At 75.2% G+C, this 17,506-nt stretch carries 13 protein-coding genes; 3 read left to right on the forward strand and 10 right to left on the reverse strand.

The window, feature by feature from the left end; all coding sequences use genetic code 11:
• Positions 1–15: 15 nt before the first annotated feature.
• Complete coding sequence (locus tag KDL28_RS17515) at positions 16–1,341, forward strand: VWA domain-containing protein (RefSeq protein ID WP_252439909.1); 1,326 nt, start codon at positions 16–18, stop codon at positions 1,339–1,341.
• A gap of 38 nt (positions 1,342–1,379) precedes the next feature.
• Entirely contained in the window at positions 1,380–2,759 is a 1,380-nt protein-coding gene (locus KDL28_RS17520) for a VWA domain-containing protein (protein ID WP_252439911.1), read from the forward strand.
• A 158-nt stretch (positions 2,760–2,917) separates the two neighbouring features.
• Here KDL28_RS17520 and KDL28_RS17525 read toward each other — a convergent pair whose 3' ends face one another.
• From KDL28_RS17525 to mftF, 5 genes are all read right to left on the reverse strand, one after another.
• Positions 2,918–3,700, reverse strand: coding sequence for an SRPBCC family protein (locus KDL28_RS17525; protein WP_252439912.1), 783 nt, complete (start codon positions 3,698–3,700; stop codon positions 2,918–2,920).
• Positions 3,701–3,861: 161 nt separating this feature from the next.
• Entirely contained in the window at positions 3,862–4,713 is an 852-nt protein-coding gene (locus tag KDL28_RS17530; RefSeq protein WP_252439913.1) for an FAD binding domain-containing protein, read from the reverse strand.
• Complete coding sequence (locus KDL28_RS17535; protein WP_252439915.1) at positions 4,710–7,202, reverse strand: xanthine dehydrogenase family protein molybdopterin-binding subunit; 2,493 nt, start codon at positions 7,200–7,202, stop codon at positions 4,710–4,712. Before KDL28_RS17535 ends, KDL28_RS17530 begins: the two co-directional genes overlap by 4 nt.
• Positions 7,203–7,205: 3 nt before the next feature.
• A complete protein-coding gene (locus KDL28_RS17540; protein WP_252439917.1) occupies positions 7,206–7,724 on the reverse strand; it encodes a (2Fe-2S)-binding protein in 519 nt (172 codons plus the stop codon).
• 302 nt (positions 7,725–8,026) lie between these two features.
• Positions 8,027–9,523 (reverse strand): mycofactocin biosynthesis glycosyltransferase MftF, encoded by a 1,497-nt coding sequence (mftF, locus tag KDL28_RS17545; protein ID WP_252439918.1) that lies wholly within the window; start codon positions 9,521–9,523, stop codon positions 8,027–8,029.
• A gap of 182 nt (positions 9,524–9,705) precedes the next feature.
• Here mftF and KDL28_RS17550 point away from each other — a divergent pair, with 182 nt between their 5' ends.
• Entirely contained in the window at positions 9,706–10,884 is a 1,179-nt protein-coding gene (locus KDL28_RS17550; RefSeq protein ID WP_252439920.1) for an alkaline phosphatase family protein, read from the forward strand.
• Between the two features lie 16 nt (positions 10,885–10,900).
• Here KDL28_RS17550 and mftE read toward each other — a convergent pair whose 3' ends face one another.
• The 5 genes from mftE to mftB form a co-directional block, all read right to left on the reverse strand.
• Positions 10,901–11,599: a mycofactocin biosynthesis peptidyl-dipeptidase MftE gene (mftE, locus tag KDL28_RS17555; protein WP_252439922.1), complete on the reverse strand. Its 699-nt coding sequence runs from the start codon at positions 11,597–11,599 to the stop codon at positions 10,901–10,903.
• 216 nt (positions 11,600–11,815) lie between these two features.
• Positions 11,816–13,864: a mycofactocin system FadH/OYE family oxidoreductase 2 gene (locus tag KDL28_RS17560; RefSeq protein ID WP_252439924.1), complete on the reverse strand. Its 2,049-nt coding sequence runs from the start codon at positions 13,862–13,864 to the stop codon at positions 11,816–11,818.
• The gene (locus tag KDL28_RS17565) at positions 13,861–15,912 is read right to left on the reverse strand and encodes a mycofactocin system FadH/OYE family oxidoreductase 1 (protein ID WP_252439926.1); all 2,052 of its coding nucleotides are present in this window, start codon (positions 15,910–15,912) and stop codon (positions 13,861–13,863) included. The genes KDL28_RS17560 and KDL28_RS17565 overlap by 4 nt, the downstream gene beginning before the upstream one ends.
• 10 nt (positions 15,913–15,922) lie before the next feature.
• The gene (gene mftC / locus KDL28_RS17570) at positions 15,923–17,170 is read right to left on the reverse strand and encodes a mycofactocin radical SAM maturase (RefSeq protein ID WP_252439928.1); all 1,248 of its coding nucleotides are present in this window, start codon (positions 17,168–17,170) and stop codon (positions 15,923–15,925) included.
• Positions 17,167–17,496 carry a mycofactocin biosynthesis chaperone MftB gene (gene mftB, locus KDL28_RS17575; protein WP_252439930.1) on the reverse strand — a complete coding sequence of 110 codons (330 nt, stop codon included), beginning with the start codon at positions 17,494–17,496 and terminating at the stop codon, positions 17,167–17,169. The genes mftC and mftB overlap by 4 nt, the downstream gene beginning before the upstream one ends.
• Between the last annotated feature and the right edge of the window lie 10 nt (positions 17,497–17,506).

Here is a 17,506-nt window from a genome sequence, read left to right on the forward strand (position 1 = left end):
GGCAGGATCACCGCCATGACCAGCCTGAGCAAGGGTGCGAACGTGCCGGTCGCCGCGACCGCGGTGCGGGCCGAGCTGTCCTGGGCGGCCGGCGGGGGCGTGCCCGACGTCGACGCGTCGGCCCTGCTGGTCACCGCCGCGGGCCGCGTCCGCGACGACACCGACTTCGTCTTCTACAACCAGCCCGGCCACCCCTCCGGCGCCGTACGCCACCTCGGCAAGCAGGGCTCGCGCGACGCGCTGCAGGTCGAGCTGGGCCGGGTGGAGAACGCCGTCGACCGGGTGGTGTTCGCCGCCTCGGCCGACGGCGGCACCTTCGGCCAGGTGCGCGACCTGCGACTGCGGCTGGTCGACGCGGGCGACGGCGGTGAGATCGCCGACTTCGCGATGACCGCGAGCACCGAGACCGCGTTCATCGGCGGTGAGCTCTACCGCCGCGGCGGGGGCTGGAAGTTCCGGGCCGTCGGGCAGGGCTTCGCCTCCGGCCTCGCCGGGCTGGCCACCGAGTTCGGGATCAGCGTGGCCGAGGAGGCCCCGCCCGCCGCCGCACCCGCGGCCGCCCCTCCAGCCACTCCGGCGCCGGCCCGCGCCCGGCTGACCAAGGGCGAGGAGAAGCTGCCGGTGGACGTGCGCAAGCGGCTCTCGCTGCGCAAGCAGCAGGTCGCGGTGTCGCTGGAGAAGCGCGGCGCGGCCGGGATCAGCGCCCGCGTCATCCTGGTCCTGGACGCGTCCGGGTCGATGACCGGCCTCTACGCCGACGGCGTCGTCGGGCGGGTCGTCGAGCGGATGGCCGCGGTCGCCGCCCAGCTCGACGACGACGGCCAGATGCAGGCCTGGACGTTCGCCTCCCGCCCGGCCCGGCTGCCCGACTTCGAGCTGGGCGAGCTCCCCGAGTGGATCCGGCTGCACGTGCGGGTCGGCGCCATGATGAAGCAGCGCAGGCTGGAGCCGGGCCAGCTGGACATGAAGACCGTCGGCATCCAGAACGAGGAGCAGAAGGTCATCGCCGAGGTGCGCGGCCACGTGCAGTTCGCGCCCCTGCCCGAGCCCACCCTGGTGCTGTTCTTCTCCGACGGCGGCGTCTACCGCAACCGGGAGATCGAGAAGGAGCTGACCGCCGCGGCCAGCGAGCCGATCTTCTGGCAGTTCGTCGGGCTGGGCCACGCCGACTTCGGCGTGCTGGAGCGCTTCGACTCCCTGCCCGGGCGCAAGGTCGACAACGTCGGCTTCTTCGCCGTCGACGACATCGACGACGTGCCCGACGCCGAGCTCTACGACCGGCTGCTCTCGGAGTTCCCGAGCTGGATCACCGCGGCGCGCTCGGCCGGCATCCTCCGGTAGCGACCGGCACCCGCACCCGCGGATGGCATCCTGCCGGGGTGGCGAGCCTGAGCAAGGGCGAGAACCTGCCGGTCGGGGCGGTGCGGGTGCGCGTCGAGCTGTCCTGGACGACGACCGCCGACGGTCCCGACGTCGACGCCTCGGCGCTGCTGGTCGCCGCCGACGGGCGGGTGCGCGGCGACCACGACTTCGTCTTCTACAACCAGCCGGAGCACCCCTCCGGAGCGGTGCGCCACCTCGGTGAGCAGGGTCACCGGGAGGCGGTGCAGGTGGCACTGCGCCGGGTCGAGGACGGCGTCGACCGGGTGGTGCTCGTCGCCTCCACCGAGCGCGGCGACCTGGGCGGGGTGCGCGACCTGCGGCTGCGCGTCCTCGACTCCGCCGACGGGAGCGGGATCGCCGACTTCGCGCTGACCGCCGCCACCGAGACCGCGGTCATCGGCGGGGAGTTCTACCGCCGGGGCGAGGGCTGGAAGTTCCGGGCGGTCGGGCAGGGCTACGCCGCCGGGCTGGCCCGGCTGGTCGCCGACTTCGGGATCGGTCTCGCCGAGCCGGCCGCGCCCCCGCCGCCGGTCGCCCCACCGGCTCCGGCCGAACCGGCCCCGCCCGCTGACCCGGCACCACCCGCTGAACCGGCACCACCCCGGTCACCGGCACCGCCCCAGCGACCGGTACCGCCGCGCGAACCGGAGCCGCGGGCCGTCCCGGAGCCGGTCCAGCAGCCCGCGCGGCCGATCAGCGCGGCGGAGCTGCTGGCGCTCCGCACGCGCCTGGCGGCGACGGCGCTGGCCGAGCACGGCGCGGCCGACCTGACCGCCCGCGTCGTCCTGGTGCTCGACGCCTCCCTCACCACGGAGTGGCTCTACGAGCACGGCGTCATGGCGCGGGTGGTCGAGCGGCTGGCCGCCGTGGCCGCGCGCCTCGACGGCGGCGAGGTGGCGGCCTGGACGTTCGCCGCGGACCCCGCCCGGCTGCCCGACCTGCGCCTCGACGAGCTGCCGCGGTGGATCGAGCTGCACGTGCGGGTCGGCTCGCGGCACAAGCAGCGCGGGCTGCTGCCCGGTCAGGTCGACATGGGCGAGGTGGGCGTCTTCAACGACGAGCCGAAGGCCCTCGCCGAGGTGCGCCGGTTCGTCCGCCGCGGCCCGCGGCCCACGCTGGTGCTGTTCGTCTCCGACGGCGGCATCACCCGCGACCAGGAGATCCGCCGCCAGCTGCGCTCCGCCGGGGCCGCGACGGCGTTCTGGCAGTTCGTCGGGATCAGCGACGCCGACTACGGCGTGCTCCCGGAGCTCGCGCGCACGATGGCGCACGTGGGCTTCTTCGCCGTCGACGACGTCGACGCGGTGCCCGACCCCCAGCTCTACGACCGGCTGGTCGCCGACTTCGCCCGCTCGGCCGTCGCCGCCCGCCGCTGACCCACCCACCCCGCCCCCGCCCCCGCCCGCTCCCTCCCCACCCCCACCCCCGGACGTCAGGAAAGCCACCTTCAGGACGTCTGGCGTCCTGAAGGTGGCTTTCCTGACGTCGAGCCGGACCGGGGCCGGGGCCGGGGCGGGCCGGGCCGGGCCGGGGATCAGCTGCCGGAGCGGCTGCGCCGGATCAGGAAGATGATCAGCAGCAGCAGGCCGCCGGCGAGCACCGGGGCGAGCCGCTTGAGGACCGGGGCACCAGCGGTGTCGAGCAGGTCGATCGCGTCGATGTCGCTCTTCATCGGGCCGGACGGGCTGGCCATCGGGGTGGGCTTGTTGACGCCGGTGCTGCTCGCCGGGGTCGACGGGACGATCCCGGTGGCCGTGCCGCTGGTCGGCTTGGCGGTGCTGCTCGCGGTGCCGTTGGCCGACCCGGCCGGCGCAGGCGCCGCGCTGGATGCGCTGCCCGCTCCGGCCGGGCTGGCCGGGCCGGTCTCCTCCTGCGAGGTCAGCTTCCCCGCCACGCAGGTCGCGAACTGGCCGATGATCTTGTCGGCCACGTCGGAGATGACGCCGCGGCCGAACTGGGCCGGGCGGCCGGTGATGGTCATGTCGGTGACCATGGTGACCGCGGTCTTGTCCGGGCCGTCGGCGGTCATCGAGCCGGTCACCGTCGCGCTGGCGGTGCCGTTGCCGCGCGAGTCGCGCCCGTTGGCCTCGATGACCACCTTGTGCGCACTCTCGTCGCGGGTGACGTAAGTGCCCTTGCCCTTGTAGGTCAGCGAGATCGGGCCGAGCTTGACCTTCACCGTGCCGGTGAAGGAGTCGCCCTCGTACTCGGTCAGGGTGGCGCCCGGGAAGCAGGGGGCGATCATCTCCGGGGTGTTGAGCGCCTCCCACGCCTTCTCGATCGGCGCCTCGATGGTGAACTTGTTCTCCAGCTGCATGAGCTCTCCTCGGATAAAAGCGAGCGGACGGGGGGCGGCGGCGGGCCCCGGGCGGCGCGCGGGGGGGAGCACTAGAGGGAGAGCCCGCCCCCGCGTCAAACCCGCGGGCGCCCGCCCCCCCGGGCCCCCGGGGGCGCACGTCCGCTGTGCAAAGCGTCGTATCAGCCCGCGGCGGCGAGCACCGCGCGGCCGGTGAGCACCCTGGCCAGGTGCTCACGGTAGTCCGCGGCGGCATCTGCGTCACTCGGAGCGGCCGTGCCCTCCGTCGCACGATCGGCTGCCGCCCGGATGGCCTCGGCCGTCGCCTGCTGCCCGACCAGGGCCTGCTCCACGCCGGTCGCCCGGATCGGGGTGGTGCCCATGTTGGTCAGACCCACCCTGGCCTCGGCGATGCTGCCGCCGTCGACGCGGACCGCCACGGCCACCGCGCACATCGACCAGGCCTGCGCGGTGCGGTTGAACTTCTCGTAGTGGCTGCCCCAGCCGGTGTACTTCGGGAACCGGATCTCGGTGAGGATCTCGCCCTCGCCGATGGCGGTGGTGAAGTAGTCCACGAAGAACTCCGCGGCGGGCACCGTGCGGGTGCCGGACTCGCCGGCGATCACCATCTCGGCGTCCAGCGCGAGGGCGGGGGCGCCCAGGTCGCCCGCCGGGTCGGCGTGCGCCAGCGCCCCGCCCAGCGTGCCGCGGTGGCGCACCTGGTTGTCGGCCACCGTCTCGGTCGCCTGGCCCAGCAGCGCGACGTGCTGCTTCACCAGGTCGTCGCGCAGGATGTCGTAGTAGGAGGTCATCGCGCCGATGGCGATCCGGTCGCCGTCGTCGCGGATGCCGCGCAGCTCCGCGATCCCGCCCAGGTCGATGACCAGCGACGGGGCGGCCAGGCGCAGCCGCAGCACCGGCAGCAGGCTCTGCCCGCCGGCGATGATCTTGGCGTCGTCGCCGCCCTCGCGCAGGGCCCGCACCGCGTCGGCGACCGACGCCGGCTTGACGTAGTCGAACTTGGCCGGGATCACTGGACCTCTTCTTCCTGCGGGTTGTTGGGGTCGATCGAGCCCAGACCGGCGCCCGGCGAGTGGGTGTCGACCGGGGTCTGCTGGGTGCTGCGGCCCTGCGCCTCCTGGATGGCCCGCCACACCCGCTGGGACGTGGTCGGCATCTCGATGTCGCGCACCCCGAGGTGGCGCAGCGCGTCGAGCACGCCGTTGACGATGGCCGGGGTGGAGGCGATGGTGCCCGCCTCCCCGACGCCCTTGACGCCCAGCGGGTTGCTGGTCGCCGGGGTGCTGACGACCGCCGTGTCGAAGTTGGGCAGGTCGGCAGCCGACGGCAGGGTGTAGTCGACCAACGTGCCGTTGACCAGCGTGCCCTGCTCGTCGTAGTTGGCCTCCTCGAACAGCGCCTGGGCGATGCCCTGGGCCAGCCCGCCGTGCACCTGCCCCTCGACGATCAGCGGGTTGATCACCGTGCCGACGTCGTCGACGCAGACGTACTTGCGCAGGTGGACCCGGCCGGTCTCGGTGTCGATCTCGACCGCGGCGAGGTGCGTGCCGTGCGGGTAGGAGAAGTTCTCCGGGTCGTAGACGGCGTCGGCGTCGAGGCTGGGCTCCATGTCCTCCGGGTAGTCGTGTGCCACGAACGCGGCGAACGCGATCTCCTGGATGGCCTTGCCCTTGTCGGTGCCGCGGACGGTGAACGTCCCGTCGGCGAACTCCAGGTCGTCCTCGGAGGCCTCCAGCAGGTGCGCGGCGATCTTGCGGGCCTTGGCGATGACCTTGTCGACCGCCTTGACGACCGCGATGCCCCCGACGACCAGCGAGCGCGAGCCGTAGGTGTCCAGGCCCTTGGGCGAGACCTGCGTGTCGCCGTGCAGGATCTCGACGTCCTCGAACGGCACGCCCAGCTGGTCGGCGACGATCTGGCTGAACGCCGTCTCGTGGCCCTGGCCGTGCGGCGAGGCGCCGGTGGTCACCTCGACCTTGCCGGTGGCCAGCATCCGTACGCTGGCGGCCTCCCAGCCGCCGGCGCCGTAGGACAGCGAGCCCAGCAGCCGCGACGGCGCGATGCCGCACATCTCGGTGAACGTGGAGATGCCGATGCCCAGCTGGACCGGGTCGTTGTTGCGGCGGCGCTCCTCCTGCTCGCGGCGCAGCCCGTCGTAGTCGAACATCTCCACGGCCTGCGCCGTGGCCTGCTCGTAGTTGCCCGAGTCGTAGGTCAGCCCGGCCACGGTGGTGAACGGGAACTCCTCGTGGGGGATCCAGTTCTGCTTGCGCAGGTCCATCGGGTCGCGGCCGAGCTCGACGGCCAGCTCGTCCATGATCCGCTCGATGGCGAACGTGGCCTCGGGGCGCCCGGCGCCGCGGTAGGCGTCGGTGAGCGTCTTGGTGGTGAAGACGTTGGTGCAGCTGAACTTCAGCGCCGGGATCTTGTAGATCGCGTTGTACATGAACGCGCCCAGGATCGGCACGCCCGGCCCGACCAGGCCCAGGTAGGCGCCCATGTCGGCGAGCAGGTGCACGTCCAGGCCGGTCACCGTGCCGTCGCGCTTGGCGGTGATGGTGATGTCCTGGATCTGGTCGCGCCCGTGGTGGGCGGCCAGCATGGACTCCGAGCGGGTCTCGGTCCACTTCACCGGGCGGCGCAGCTTGTTGGCCAGCGCCACGCAGAGCATCTCCTCGGGCAGCACGCCGATCTTGCCGCCGAAGCCGCCGCCCACGTCCGGGGCGATGACCCGGACCTTGCTCTCGTTGAGCCCCATGGTCACCGTGGTCATGGTCCGCAGGATGTGCGGGACCTGGGTGGCCGCGTAGATCGTCAGCTGCTCGCCGGACGGGTCGACCACGCACGAGCGCGGCTCCATGAACGCCGGGATCAGCCGCTGCTGGCGGAACCGGCGCTTGACCACGACGGAGTCCGGGTCGGCCTCGGCGGCGGCGATCGCGTCGCCGATGCGGCCACCGGTGCCCGCCTCCCCGGAGTCCAACACCCAGGTGGCGTTCTCGTTGGTGCCCAGGTCGGGGTGCACGAGGGTGGCGCCCTCGGCGAGCGCGGCCTCCATGTCGAGGACCGGCTCCAGCTCCTCGTAGTCGACGTCGACCAGGTCGGCGGCGTCGCGGGCCTCGGCGGCCGAGCGGGCGACCACGACGGCCACCCCCTCACCCGCGAAGTGCACGGTGGAGGAGGCCAGCAGCGGGCGCTGCGGGGCCTTCATGTCCGGGGTGATCGGCCAGGCGCAGGGCAGCCCGACCGACTCGACGCCCAGGTCGGCGGCGGTGTAGACGCCGATGACCCCGGGCGAGGCCGCGGCCTCGGACTTGTCGACGCCCAGGACCTTGGCGTGCGCCAGCGGCGAGCGGACGACGTGGATGTGCAGGGTGCCCTGCGGGGTGATGGCGTCGGTGTAGCGGGTGCGGCCGGTGATCAGGCGGGCGTCCTCCTTGCGGACGCGGGCCTTGCCGACCTCGGGAGAGGGGGTGGTGGTGGGTTCGGCGGTCGTCGTCATGGGTTAGTTGCCCCCTCCGGCGACGGAGGCCGGGGCCGGCGTGTCCGCGGCGGCCCCGGGCTTCATCTTCTGCGCGGCCGACTGCACGGCCCGCACGATGTTCTGGTAGCCGGTGCAGCGGCAGAGGTTTCCCTCGATGCCCTCGCGGACCTCGCGCTCGTCCGGGTCGGGGTTGTCGCCCAGCAGGTCGACCGCCTGCATGATCATTCCGGGGGTGCAGTAGCCGCACTGCAGGGCGTGGTGCTCGTTGAACGCCTCCTGCATCGGGTGCAGCTTGCCGTCCCTGGCCAGGCCCTCGATGGTGAGGACCTCGCCCCCGTCGGCCTGCACGGCCAGCACCGAGCAGGACTTCACGCTCTGCCCGTTGAGGTGGACGGTGCAGGCACCGCAGTTGCTCGTGTCGCAGCCGACCAGGGTTCCGGTCTTGCCGAGGCGCTCCCTCAGGTAGTGGACCAGCAATGTGCGGGGCTCGACGTCGTCGGCGTAGTTCACGCCGTCGACGGTGACCCGGACCTGTGCCATCAGTTTCTCCTCACACCGCGACGACGGCGCCGCGCTGGAACTCTCCCGGGGACCGACCGAACCGCGGCACGTCGGGAAGCGACCGCAGCGTCCGGCGCCGCCACCCCGTTGTGGCGGCGACCACATCACACCGCCGATGATCCACGGGTGCAAGTGATCGACTACCGATGGTGCCTCGTTCGGGGAGCCCCGACTCCCGAGCGGCCCCGAGAGGCGCACGGGCAAGTCCGCGGCTGCGGATCCGATACTCGTGCACGCCCGCAGAAGCGGGACGCTACCCCGCTTGCGATCAACTATTCGGACTAACCCTGCGGTCGGGTGGAGTCCATCGGGGACTGATCAGCACCCGGCCGTGCGGGGCGCTCCGAACGGCCGGACGCCCCCGCGCCGACCGGACGCAGCGGCTGCACCGTGCGATGCCGCCACGCACCCCACCACAGACCCGCCCCGTAGCCGAGGTCGTCCAGCCGACGGGCCAGCACGAAGCGCGCCGGGTCGAGCCCCGCCCGACCCTCCGGGTCGCGGTGGCGCCACCAGTCGACGACCCCCTCCACGAGCGCGATCGCCAGCACGCGCCGGCGGACCCGGCGCGAGAGCAGCGCCGCCACCACCGACACCGGCCAGTAGTGGCGCGTCACCGCGTCCGCCGTCTGCGCGATCGTGCCCAGCGCCCCCAGCCCCACCAGCCGGGCCGCCGTGCGCCGCGGCTCCCGCAGCCGACCCAGCCGCCGAGCCAGCCGCTCGGTCGAGCCCACCGCCACCACCGCCGCCCCCAGCAGCGACCACGGCCGGGCCAGCACCACCAGCCCGGCGATCGCCGCACCCGACGGGCTGAGCACCATCGGCGGCACCGAGCCGCGGTGGCGCAGCGCGAGCGGCGCGGCCCCGGTGCCGTAGTAGGCCTTGCGCAACCACCACTGCACCGGGCGGGTGCGGTGGTCGTGCCCGACCCGCGCCGCCGGCTCGTAGCGCAGCCGCCAGCCCGCCGCGTGCAGGCGCAGCACGAGGTCGACGTCCTCGGCCACGTGCATCCGGTCGTCGAACCCCGCGCCCGCGGCGGCGCGGCGGACCACCACCGCCGCGCTCGGCACGTACGCCACCCGGCTGCGCGGCACCACCAGCGCCGGGTCGCGCCCCAGGTCCAGCGACGAGCGGAGCGCCTCGTAGCGCCCCAACCAGCCGCGCACCGGCGCGAGCGCGACGATCCGCGGCGCCGCCAGTCCGACCGCCGGATCGGCGAACGCGGCCAGCAGCGGATCGAGCCACCCCGGCTCCGGCACCACGTCGGAGTCCAGGAAGGCCACCAGCGCGGTGCCCGCCGCGGCCAGACCGGTGTTGCGAGCCGCCGCCGGACCCCGGCTGCGCTCGTGGCGCAGCACCCGCGCCCCCGCCTCCCCCGCCACGGCGGCGATCGCCCCCGCATCGGTCGACCCGTCGTCGACGACGACCGTGCGCAGGCCCGGGAGCCCGGCGAGCAACCGGCGCAGGCCGTCGACGCGGTCCCGCACCGGCACGACGACCGTGACCTCGTCGGCCGTCGGAGCCGCCCCGGCTGGCACCTCCACCGGGTGCGCGATGCCGGCGTCGAGGAGCGTGCGGACGAGCGCGGCCGAGGTCGGACCGTCCACGGTGGCCGTGCCGTCGGCGCGGACCAGTTCGGCGGCGGCCGGGGCGAGGTGCATCATCCGCGGCGGCGCCCCGCCGACCAGCACCGCGCCGTCGTCGAGGCGCAGGGCCTGCCGGTCCAACCGCACCGTCACCCCGCGCGGCACCCGCACCTCCCCCGGCCCCGCACTCACGCCCCGACCCTATGCCCGCTCCCGCCCACCCCCTCCTCCCCGCCCGACCCCCTCCCCCGAAGTTCAGGAAAGCCACGATGCCGCCCTCTGCGGGCAGCATCGTGGCTTTCCTGAACCGGGGCGGGCGGGCGGGAAAGGGCTCGGACGCGCGGTGGAGGGGGGCGATCTGCCAGGCTGCGGGGGTGAGTCCCGCCGCCGGCCTGCACGAGGAGCCCCTGCTGCCGCGCTACGGGCGGAAGTCCCTGGCCGAGGTGCTGCCCGCGGCCCTCGCCGCGCTCGGCGTGCCGACCGAACCCGGGGCCGGGGGGCCGTCGGAGGTGGTCCTGCCGCCCGTCCGGGCGCTCGCGCTGCTGCTGATCGACGGGCTCGGCGCCGACCTGCTGCGCCGCTTCGCCGAGGACGCGCCGTTCCTGGCCGGGCTCCCCGACGCCGGGCCGCTCACCGCGGGCTTCCCGTCCAGCACCTCGATCAGCCTGGTCTCGCTGGGCACCGGCACCCCGCCGGGCGCGCACGGCGTGGTCGGGATCAGCTTCCGCACCGGTGACGAGCTGCTCGACAGCCTGCGCTGGACCACGCACGGCACCGCCGACAACGTCGACCGGCGCGAGGAGCACCCGCCCGAGGAGGTGCAGTCGCTGCCCACGGCGTTCGAGCGGGCGACGGCGGCCGGGGTGGCGGTCACGGTGGTGTCGCAGCGCCAGTTCCGCGGCTCGGGCCTGACCAGGGCCGCCCTGCGCGGGGGCCGGTTCCGCGGCACGTTCGCGCTTGGCGACCTGGCCGCCGAGGTGGTCACCGCGGTCGAGCGGCCCGGCCGCCAGCTCTGCTACGGCTACCACTCCGAGCTCGACGGGCTCGGCCACCTCTACGGGCCGGGCAGCCTGCCGTGGCGGATGCAGCTGGCCCAGGTCGACCGGCTGGCCGCGCGGATCGCCGAGGACCTGCCCTCCGGGGCGCTGCTGGCGATCACCGGCGACCACGGGATGGTCGAGGTCGACCGGCGCTTCGACTTCGACCGGCACACCGACCTGCGCCGCGGCGTGCTGCTGCTCGGCGGCGACCCGCGGGCCCGCCACGTCTACACGCGCGCGGGGGCCGAGGCCGACGTGCTCGCCATCTGGCGCGAGGTGCTCGGCGACTCGGCGTGGGTGCTGCCGCGCGCGGAGGCCGTGGCCCGCAACTGGTTCGGCCCGGTCGCCGAGCGCACCACCGAGCGCATCGGCGACATCGTCGTCGCCACCCGCGGCACGGCGGCGGTCACCCGGTCGGAGGCCGAGCCGGTGATCTCCGGCATGCCCGGTCAGCACGGCTCGCTGACCCCGGCCGAGCAGCTGGTCCCGCTGCTGCTCAGCGGCCCCTCCTAGCGGCCAGGACGGCCGGTCAGAGGCGGCCGTTCTCGTCCGGTTCCCAGCCGGCCAGCCCGGCGCGCAGGGCGGCGGCCATCTCGTCGAGCAGGCTGCGGCCCTGGACGGCGCTGGCCCCGGTCGGGTCGCCGAGCACGCCGTTGCGGCTGACCGCGGTCACCCCGCCTCTGCGCAGCGCGGGGAGCAGCTCGCGCAGCGGGGCGGTGTTGCCGGGCTGCGCCGCGCCGGTGCGCACGACGGACGGGTCGAGCTCGAGCAGGATCGAGGTCTCGGTGTGGCCGGCGTGCGCGTCGCCGCCGGGCACGCCGCAGCCGAACCAGGCCACGTCGCGGCCCTCGTGGCGCAGGGTGCCCACGGCCGCGGGCACGGTGGGCAGGTTGCCGCCGTGGCCGTTGACGAACACCAGCCGCGACGCCCACGCCGCGGCCGAGCGGCCCAGCTCCACCAGCACCGCGCGCAGCGCGTCGTGGCCGATGGACAGCGTGCCCGGAAAGCCCTCGTGCTCCCCGGAGGCGCCGTAGGCCAGCGGCGGGGCCAGCAGCACCGACGGGTCGCCCTCGGCGGCGCGGCGCGCCACCGCCGACGCGATGCGGGCGTCGGTGTCCAGCGGCAGGTGCGGGCCGTGCTGCTCGAGCGAGCCGACCGGGACCAGGACGGTGCGCGGTGCCGGGCCGTCCAGCTCGACCCAGGTGCGCTCGCCCAGCCTGCCGGTCATCGAGCCCCCGCCGGAGCGGGGCGCGGTGCGGCGGTTCGGGTGTGGGTACAGCGGCGGGGCACGATCGAACCGTAGCGAGCGCGGACGCCGTCACCAACGCCGACGACGCCCGATCGCCGCACCGGAGCAGCGAGCGGTCACCGAGTGGCAGATCGGGTGTGCGCCGTTCCCGACGGGTGACCCCGATCGGCCGCTCCCGACCCCGACTGCGGGCGCTCACACGGCGAGCCCGACGCGGTGCCCGTCGCGGACGGCGTCCGCGGCGAGCCGGGGGGCCAGGCAGTCGCCTACGCGGTGCACGGCGGGGCCGGGCCGGTCGCGCAGCGGGGGCCACAGCTCGTCGCGGGGCTCGGCCGGCACGGCGGTGACGACCCAGTCGGGCGCGACCTCGGCGACCGCGCCGGTCGTGTGCTCCAGCACCCGGACGGCGACCCCGCCGGGGCGCGCGGTCGCGGCGAGCACCACGCGGTCGGTGACCAGGGCGATGCCGGCCCGGTGCGCGCGGCGGTGGAACAGCTCCATGTCCAGGGTCGTGCCCAGGTCCTGGGCCACGACCATGGCCGGGGTGCTGATCGTGACCGCGCATCCACGGTCGGCGAGCAGCTCGGCGACCGAGGTCGCGGCGTGGCCGCCGAGCTCGTCGTGCACGAGCACCGAGCCGGTGGGCGCCACCCGCCCGGCGAGCACGTCCCGGACGTCGACCACCCGATTCGCGCCCCGCGCCCACTCCGGGCGACCCGGGGTGGCCCCGGTGGCCAGCACGACGGCGTCCGGCGCCTCCCGCCGCACGACGGCCTCGTCGACCGGGCAGCCGGTCCGGACCTCGACGCCGAGGGCCCGGCAGCGGGCCAGCAGGTCGCGGACGAGGTGCCCCAGCTCGGCCCGCCCCGGCGCGACGGCGGCCAGCGCGACCTGCCCGCCCATCGCGGACGAGCCCTCGCACAGCAGCACCCGGTGCCCGCCTTCGGCCGCGGTGGCCGCGGCCCGCAGCCCGCCGGGCCCGCCGCCGACCACCAGCACCCGCTTCGACCGGGTCGGCGCCGGCACCGCAACGGCCTCCCGTCCGGCGCGCGGGTTCACCGCGCACTGCAGGCCGCGGTTGAGCCCGACCCGCCCGACGCACTCCTGGTTGCACCCGATGCACGCCTGCCCGCTGAGCTGTTCGGCCGCGACAGCTCGCCCCGCCCCCGCTGCCCCCGTGTCAGGAAAGCCACCATCAGGACGCCTGGTGTCCTGATGGTGGCTTTGCTGACATCCGGGCGGGGCGGGGGCGGGGGCGGGGGGCGGGAGGGCGGAGGCGAAGGTGGGGTCGGCGATCTGGCCGCGGACGACGCCGACCAGGTCGCAGTGGCCCTCGGCGAGGGCGCGCTCGGCGTGCGCCGGCGTGGTGAACCGCCCCACCCCGACCACCGGCACCGACACCGCGCGGCGCACCGCGGACGGGATGAACAGCGCGTACCCGGGCTCGACGTGCATCGACGCCTCGATGAGGTGCAGGGTCGCGGTGGCCACGCCGATCGAGGTGTTGACGTAGTCGACGTGCGGTTCGAGCAGTTGCGCGGTGCGCACCATCTCCGCGAGCGGCGTGCCGCCGGGCAGGCCCTCGTCGCCGCACAGCCGCACGCCGACCACCCGGTCGGGCCCGACCTCCGCGCGCACCGCGACCAGCGCCTCGCGGACCACCCGGACGCGGTCCTCCAGGGCGCCGCCGTGGCTGTCGGTTCGGTGGTTGGTCAGCGGGGAGAGGAACTGGCGCAGGATCGAGGCGTGCGAGCACTGCAGCTCGACGCCGTCGAACCCGCCCGCGACGCAGTGCCGCGCGACGGTCGCGTAGCCCGCGACCAGCTCGGCGATCCCGGCGGTGGTGATCTCCTGTGGCACCTCGCGGAACATCGGGTCGGGCACCGGCGACGGCGCCCACACAGGTTCCCGGGAGTACATCCCGCTGGACTGCCCGCCGTTGTGGTTGAGCTGGGCGAGCACCGGCGCGCCGTGCGCGTGGACGGCGGCGGTGAGGCGCCGGTAGCCGGGCACGACCGCGGGGTCCCAGCCCCGGATCAGCTTCTCGTAGGGGTGGTCGCCCGGGTGCACCGAGTGCTCCTCGGTGATCACCAGTCCGGCCCCGCCCGCGGCCCGGGCCGCGTAGTAGGCGACGTGCTGGTCGGTGACCACGCCGTCGACGGCGGCGTTGGTCAGGTGCGCGGCGAACACCACCCGGTTGCGCAGCCGCAGCGGGCCGACCCGCAGCGGTTCGGCGAGCCTCACGCCCGCACGGCGAGGGCCGCCGCGCGGCGGCCCTCGAGGACGGCCTCGTGCAGCGTGCGGGGCGCCACGCAGTCGCCGGCGCGGGCCAGCCGCGGGCGGGCGCGCCACAGGGCGTCGGCGGGGAGGCGGTGCCCGCAGTCGATGACCAGGGCGCAGTCGAGGGTGCGGCGCTCGTCGGTCCAGACGTGCTCCAGCACCGCCCGGCCGTCGGCGACCTCGCGCAGCGTCGACCGCAGCTCGCGGACGACGCCGGCCCGGGCGAGCCGGGCGTTGGCGGGGGCGAGGTCGCCGGTGCGGGCGAGCTGCGTGCCGGCGACCTGGTCGGGGGTGACCAGCACGGTCGGCGGCCCGGCCGCCGCGACCTGCTCGGCGATCCCGACGCCGGTGCCGTCGCCGACCGGGTCGAGCACCAGCACCGCGCCGCCCCCCTCGACGCCGCCCCGCCCCACCCCCGGCTCCAGGAAAGCCACGATGCTGCCCGCAGGGTTCGGGAACGTGGCTTTCCTGAACTCGGGCGCGTCCCCGGCGAGCGCGGCGAGCGCGGCCGGCGTCGAGCCCGCGGCCAGCACGGCGGCCTCGAACTCCCCCGCCGCGACGACCGGCCGGTCCGACCGGAACGCCGGCGGCGCCGGCCGCGACCCGGTGGCCAGCACGACGGCGATCCCGGCCCGCTCGGCCGCGTCCAGGTCGTCCGCCGTGATCTCCGCGCCCAGCTCCACCCGCACGCCGAGCCGGTGCAGCTCGGCGGCCCACCACGGCACCAGCACGCCCATCCGGCCGCGCCCGTGCACCACGGCCGCCCACCGCAGCGCCCCGCCCAGCACCGGCGCCCGCTCGACCAGCCGCACCCAGTGCCCGCGCAGGGCGAGGGTGCGGGCCGCCTCCAGGCCCGCGGGCCCCCCGCCCACGACCAGCGCCGCACGTGGCCGGGGATCGGTCGGGGGCGGCCAGTCGTCGTCCAGCTCGTGGCCCGCGCTCGGTTCGGCGTCGTCGGTGACGAGCGGGTTGCGCGGGTCGCGCACGGCGGTGCGCCGGTTGGACAGCGTGCAGGGGCGCACCCGCTCGGGGTGGCCGGCGCGCACGTGCGCGACGAGGTCGGGGTCGGCGATCTGGGCGCGGGTCATCTCGACCAGGTCGGCCACCCCGGCGTCGAGTGCGGCCCCCGCGGCGACGGGTTCGACCACGCTGCCCTGCAGCACCGTCGCCACCCCGGCCGCCCGCCGCACCGCGGCGCACAGGCGCGTGCCGAACCCGGGCTCGACGTGCAGGTCGGGGCGGGACGCGGCCATCGCCCCGCCGCGCACCGGCACCAGGTAGTCGACGGCACCGGACACGGCGGCGGCGATCACGACGCCGTCCGGCGGGGTGATCCCGCCCCACGGGGCCAGCTCGTCGCAGCTCAGCCGCAGCCCGATGATCCGGTCCTCGCCCAGGCCCGCGCGCACGGCGGCCAGCACCTCGCGCAGCAGCCGGGTGCGGTCGGTGCCGTAGCCGTCGGTGCGGCGGTTGGTCAGCCCGGACAGGAACTGGCGCAGGATCGAGAACTCGCCCGCGTCGACCTCCACGCCGTCCAGGTCGGCGGCCGCGGCCAGCGCGGCGGCCGCGCCGAACCCGGCCACCAGCGCGTCGATCTCGGGCTGCTCGACGGCCATCGGCACCTCGCGCGTGACGACGTCCTGCACCGGCGAGGGCGCCCACAGCGCCTCGCGCCGGTGCGCCGAGCAACCCTGCCCGCCGGCGTGCCCGAGCCCGGCCAGCACCAGCGCCCCGTGCGGCCGGCAGGCCCCGAGCACGTCGCCCCAGCCCTCCGCGGCCAGCGGGGCGCGCTCGTAGGGCCAGTCGGACTCGTGCACCGACGCGACCTCGGTGACGAGCACGCCCGCGCCCCCGGCGGCCCGGCGCCCGTAGTAGGCGACGTGCCGGTCGGAGAACCGCCGCCCGCGCCCGAGGTTCGTCTCGTGCGGGCCGAACAGCACGCGACTGGGCGCCGTCCGCCCCCGCAGGACGACCTCGCTGGTCAGCGGTCGTGGATGAGGACCGCGACCCACGACTGTTCGGTCAGGCTCGGGCGGAGGCGGGGGTCAGCGGCGAGTCGGCGCCGACGGCCAGCGGGCTCGCGTCGCAGGCGCGGTCGGGACGGGCACCGTCGAGGGGAGCGCTGTCCGGACGGGTGGTCAGGGTGAGCGGGACCGGACCGCGGCCGCGCGAGTTGCGCGGCGCCGACCGGGAGTGGTCGACGTCGGACTTCGGGATCGCGGTCGAACCGTCGCGCGCGGCCAACGCCTGCTCGCCGAACCCGCGCACGCACTCCGGGTCGGGGCCGTCGAGCGGGAGGCCGGTGAAGAACTTGGCCGCCATGCACCCGCCCTGGCAGGAGTCGTAGAACCCGCACGAGCGGCACGCCCCGCCGGTCTGCGGCCGGCGCAGCTCGGTGAACAGCTCCGAGTGCTGCCACACCCGCTGGAAGCCGCCCTCGTCGCGGACGTTGCCGGCCAGGAAGTTCTCGTGGATCGCGAACGGGCAGGCGTAGACGTCGCCGACCGGGTCGATCAGGCACACCACCCGGCCCGCCCCGCACAGGTTCAGCCCGGGCAGGGCCTCGCCGTAGGCGGAGAGGTGGAAGAAGGAGTCGCCGGTCAGCACCTGGTCGCCGTGGCTGACCAGCCAGTCGTAGAGCTGGCGCTGCTGGGCGGCGGTGGGGTGCAGCTCGTCCCACACGTCGGCGCCGCGACCGGACGGGCGCAGCCGGGTGATCCGCAGCTGGGCGTCGAACTTGGCGGCGATGGCGGCGAACTCGTCGAGCTGGTCGACGTTCTGCCGGGTCATCACCACGCTGATCTTGGGCTGGCCGAAGCCGGCCTCGGCCAGGTTCTCCAGCGCGCGCATCGCGGTGGCGTAGGAGCCGGGGCCGCGGACGTGGTCGTTGATCTCGGCGGTGGCGCCGTCGAGGGAGATCTGCACGTCGACGTAGTCGGTGCGGGCCAACTGCGCCGCGCGCTGCTTGTCGAGCTTGATGCCGTTGGTGGAGAACTTGACCCCGACCTGGTGGTCGATCGAGTAGTCGAGCAGCTCCCAGAAGTCCGGCCGCACTGTCGGCTCACCACCGCCGATGTTGATGTAGAAGACCTGCATCCTCTGCAGCTCGTCCACCACGTGCTTCGCCTCGGCCGTGGAGAGCTCACGAGGGTCGCGCCGGCCCGACGACGACAGGCAGTGCACGCAGGCCAGGTTGCAGGCGTAGGTGAGCTCCCAGGTCAGGCAGATGGGGGAGTTCAGGCCGTACTGGAAGTGCTCGACAAGCTTCACGGACGCTCCTCGATGGTCCCGTTCGCGGCCAGGCCGGCCAGTGCCTTCAGGTAGGCGGGGCGTTGCGCGGGCTCCACGCCCGCGGCGTCGATGGCGGCGTGCACCGTGGGGTGCCGCTCCAACCCGGAGACCACGGCCAGCAGCTGCGGCGTCTTCAGGAACGACAGCTTGCGGGTGCCGAAGTGGTAGACGAGCGCACCGAACGGCTCGGGGCGCAGCGAGACCTGCGGGCTGCACCGGAAGGCGCGGTCCGGGTCGAACGCGGTGGCGGGTTCGAACGCCGGTCCCGCCGCGGGGACGGGACCGGCGTCGGTCGAATCAGTCAACGGGTTCCGC

The organism is Pseudonocardia humida, from assembly GCF_023898865.1.
Taxonomy (GTDB): Bacteria; Actinomycetota; Actinomycetes; order Mycobacteriales; family Pseudonocardiaceae; genus Pseudonocardia; species Pseudonocardia humida.

Coding starts and splice junctions, on each gene's coding strand:
- KDL28_RS17515 (WP_252439909.1), top strand. CDS start 16: ATGACCAGCCTGAGCAAGGGTGCGAACGTGCCGGTCGCCGCGACCGCG.
- KDL28_RS17525 (WP_252439912.1), bottom strand. CDS start 3,700: ATGCAGCTGGAGAACAAGTTCACCATCGAGGCGCCGATCGAGAAGGCG.
- KDL28_RS17535 (WP_252439915.1), bottom strand. CDS start 7,202: ATGACGACGACCGCCGAACCCACCACCACCCCCTCTCCCGAGGTCGGC.
- KDL28_RS17540 (WP_252439917.1), bottom strand. CDS start 7,724: ATGGCACAGGTCCGGGTCACCGTCGACGGCGTGAACTACGCCGACGAC.
- mftE (WP_252439922.1), bottom strand. CDS start 11,599: ATGACCGGCAGGCTGGGCGAGCGCACCTGGGTCGAGCTGGACGGCCCG.